General features: G+C 53.6%; 3 protein-coding genes. All 3 read right to left on the minus strand.

The annotated features are described in order from the left end of the window. Positions 1-692 (minus strand): fimbrial protein (locus tag AB5903_RS22140; protein ID WP_368118301.1); only part of this gene is annotated, 692 nt, incomplete at its 3' end. A gap of 55 nt (positions 693-747) precedes the next feature. Next, entirely contained in the window at positions 748-2,247 is a 1,500-nt protein-coding gene (locus tag AB5903_RS22145) for a DUF3868 domain-containing protein (RefSeq protein WP_074713752.1), read from the minus strand. Positions 2,248-2,280: 33 nt separating this feature from the next. Next, positions 2,281-2,835: a DUF3575 domain-containing protein gene (locus AB5903_RS22150; RefSeq protein ID WP_117857643.1), complete on the minus strand. Its 555-nt coding sequence runs from the start codon at positions 2,833-2,835 to the stop codon at positions 2,281-2,283. Between the last annotated feature and the right edge of the window lie 219 nt (positions 2,836-3,054).

Consider the following 3,054-nt stretch of genomic DNA (forward strand, 5'->3'; position numbering starts at 1 on the left):
TAATCCGGTGTGCTCATTTTGGTGGTGCTGTATCCTCCCGTGCCCGGTACAGCTTCTTTCACGGCATTCCGCACAAAGATGTTTTTCAGTTCGTAGGATGCCGCCGAGTACTGTCCGTTGGGGTCAAATTCGGTTCTGATGCCGCTTACGGACACTCTTGCAACGAGCCTGCTCAGCCGGGCTGTCATACCGGTGTTGATGCCTGCGCCCAGTGTGAAGGTGGCGTTGCCATCACCGTTTTTTACGTCTCCGCTCATGGGCAGACAATCCTTGGTCTGGGCATCACCCAGTTCAATTGTTCTCTTCAGGAAGTCGGTCTTGTTCAGGACGCCTGAAAAATAACCGTCTGTAGGGGCGTTGGCTACCACGATGCCCGTACAGCTCGTTGCCGGAGTACAGTTGATGGTTGTTGCCGGAGTGGTGTTATTGGTTACGGTCTGTATGGCATTCACCGATTCGTCACTGTTGAAGATGGCGACGGTGAAACGCTTCACCGTATTCTCTTCGTTTTGTGTAGGTAATGCGCTTCCGGTTGCCTTGGTGCTCACTCCGCTTCCCGTCAGGCGCAGTTCGAGTTGTGCCGTCTTTCCCTGCGGCATGGGTTCCGTTATTCCGTTTTCTTCACTGCCGCATCCGGCTAGTGTAAAGGTTGCTGCTGCCAGCATGCTCCATAAATAGCTGTTTGTTTTCATGTATGCCTGTTTTATAGGTTAATATACTTTTGGTGTTCCCGGTCATTTTGCTTTCCTATTTGTTTTTCAACTCTTTCAGCACCCTGTCTGCCTGCTCTATGCCGGCTGCCGCTGCCATGGTAAGATATACTTCCGCCTTGTCCCGTTTTCCTTCCTGTAGGCAGAGTATGCCCATGTTGTTGTATGCGATTGGCATGGTTGCGAATCTCTCCAGATAGCGCCGCGCTTTGGCCGTTTCCCCTTTGGTGAGTGCCACGGCCGCTGCATTGATATTGGCTTCGGGGCTGTCGGGAAACAGGCGGGCTGTGAGGTCGAGTACATCGTTGTATTCCGTAGATCCTTTCGGGTAACTGCCCGCTACCGCAAAGAGCTCGTTCAGGCGCAGTGTCTGACGTTCTCCAGTACGGGACATCCTCAGGCTCTCCGCCGCATCCGGCTGCTGGCGGGTGTACTCTATCCTGTAGTCGACCCGCATAACTTCGGGAAATATCTTTTCCGCCAGGTATCTGTAGGGCTTTCCGTCGGCAAGTTTCATCAGCATTCGTTCCCGCCCTTTATCCATGTCTACACTCCCTATCAGGTCTAGGGCGGCCTCCCTGAACATCATGCCGCTTTGTCTTGTCAGTGCGGCAATGGAGTCCCAGTCTTCCGGAATCCAGGTTACTTCCAGCGGAATGCCAGTTGCAAGTCGGTTTTCCCGCAGGTATGCTTTAAGGTTCAGTGAGCGTGCCAGTGCATTCATTTCGTTCTTTTTCAGGTTTCCGGCAGGTGCCCCGTATCCTGTAACCTTCACTTTCAGGAGTTCCGTTCCCTCTTCCCGTCGGATGTTCTGCAAAGCATTGCGCAGCCGGTGGTATATTTCTAAGTTCTGTTTGCTTTCGGACAATTCTCCCAGCGTTTTCTCTCCTTTTTCCTGCTTCCCTTTGCCAAAGTAGGGGATGGACCCCGTCACTGCATGCAGTGTGTCTTTGCCGGGTGCAGGCTCGATGAAGTTCACCCAGGCCAGGTATTTCCTGTCCGTATCCATGTCCCAGGCTGAAGTGCGGTTTTCGGGCAGGTTCAGCCTGCCGGCAATCCTGTCTTCGTAGGCCTTGCCCTGTTTGCCGTGGCAGGCGCATTCCTGCGTTCTCATCAGGAGCCGGGCGTCCTTCATCCATTCCTTATAGGGCACTGCCACCCGGTATCGGAAGGAGCGCGCCATCCTGGCGTCGTTCCTTATCACTACTGCGGGTATGGGGGCCGGATGCCCGTTTCCGGCAAATTCCTTTTGCCGCTGGTACACTTTCTGCTTTTCCTTGCCGTTGATGAGTACCGCCGGCAGGGCTTGCTCGTTTTCCCCGCTGATGAGTACGGGCGTCAGGGTCAGCGATTCGTCCGAGGGCATTCTCAGTCCTTCGAAATCGACTGAGAGGTCAATGTTCAGACGCCCGTCCGCAAGCGAGAACTGCTGTCCGGTGACGAACATTTCCCCCCGGTAGAATTCCTGTGCATGACCTGCCCGGCAGCAGAGCGCCGATAGTGCCATTATCATAGGAATACGGATTAAGTTTTTCATACTTTCAATTTGCTGTTGTAATTTATCTTGTTATTATTGCATCATATACACTAAGGATATGGAGGCTTTGGTGGGAGCGATGAAATTCCTGTTTCCGCTTCCGGTCTTTTCTCCGCAGTGCGCGCAGCGGTAGCGTTCGTATCGGGTGTGCAGGAATCCTACGCCGATGCTTGTCTCCAGTCCCCAGCGGGGGGAGAGGATGAAGTGATAGCCGTATGATATTCCCACTCCCGTAAAGTCTCCCTCGTATCTTTCGGAACGTACCCCTTTGAACAGCCCGAAAGGCAGCCTTGCCTTGGCTACGTTGTACACGCCGTACATCAGGCCTGTCCCGAAGAAATGTCCTCCGTAGGGCTGGCACATCCAGTAGCGCAGCTCCGGCTGCACGAACCAGTGTTTCCAGCGTTTGTCTCCTCCTGCCGGAAAGGGGTTGTAATAAACCCCGGCCTCCAGCGTGAAACGTTCCGACAGCTTTAGTTCCACACCGAGGTTGGGCGAGGCGAGCATGCCCCCCGTAAGCAGGTCGCTTTTCACGGCAACGGTTTGCGCCCCTGCCTTGCCTGCACACGACAGCAGGGCAAGGAGCATCAGCATCGGTATGTATTTTCTGCTTCTCAATTTCTTTGTTCCTGTTATAAATCTGTCAGTGTAAGCTCCTTCAGGTATATCCTGGTTATCTGGTTTACTATTCCGAGTTTTTGTGCGGCTCTTCCGTATTGTGCATAGAACCGCTCGGTAATGGGGCTGTTGCAGTTCAGATGTCCTCCCGTGGCTTCGAGAATATCCAGCAGGGATATTTCCATGGCT

The organism is Bacteroides sp. 2201st1_D9_2201SCRN_220225 (genome assembly GCF_040928965.1).
In the GTDB taxonomy this organism is placed as follows: Bacteria; Bacteroidota; Bacteroidia; order Bacteroidales; family Bacteroidaceae; genus Bacteroides; species Bacteroides stercoris.